Annotated in this window: 1 protein-coding gene; it reads left to right on the forward strand. The window is 52.0% G+C overall.

All coding sequences use genetic code 11. The features are described 5' to 3' along the window. Positions 1 to 206 precede the first annotated feature (206 nt). The coding region (locus DWX32_RS19290; RefSeq protein WP_118660892.1) for a CHC2 zinc finger domain-containing protein at positions 207 to 700 on the forward strand (494 nt) is incomplete at its 3' end.

The raw sequence follows: 700 nt of genomic DNA on the forward strand, positions 1-700 counted from the left end.
ACACCCGGCACAGAGGAAAGCAAAGAGCCGCCCAAGAAGCAGCCCATCAAGGAAGTCTTGCAGGATAAGGCAGACGAGAAAAAAGCACAAAGAACCGCCCCAGCACAGACGAAACACAGACAACAGGATATGGAACTTTAACAGGCACTTGCCATTTTCAGTCAGAGAATGTCAGGTGCTTTTCTTTTTTTCAAGGAGGGATAGATTTGAATGTATTTGAAGCTGTGAAGCAGTCCGTCACAACAAGACAGGCTGCGGAGCATTATGGAATCCGTGTAGGCCGGAACGGGATGGCTTGTTGCCCGTTCCATAACGATAAAACCCCAAGCATGAAGCTGGATCGGCGTTACCACTGCTTCGGCTGCGGTGCGGATGGGGATGTGATTGATTTTGCCGCCGCCCTGTATGGGCTGGGAAAGAAAGAAGCCGCCGTACAGCTGGCACAGGACTTCGGGCTTTCCTATGAGGACTGGAAACCGCCGGGGAAGGTAAAAAAGCCCAAGCCCCGGCAGAAATCCCAGGAGGAACAGTTTCAGGAAGCAAAGAGCCGCTGCTTCCGTATTCTTGCCGATTATCTTCACTTGCTTCGGGCATGGAGAAAGGATTATGCCCCGCACTCCCCGGAGGAAGCCTTTCATCCACGGTTTGTGGAAGCCTTACAGAAGCAAGACCAAGTGGAATATCTGCTGGATGTGCTGCT

The organism is Blautia sp. AF19-13LB (genome assembly GCF_003479105.1).
GTDB lineage: Bacteria > Bacillota > Clostridia > Lachnospirales > Lachnospiraceae > Fusicatenibacter > Fusicatenibacter saccharivorans.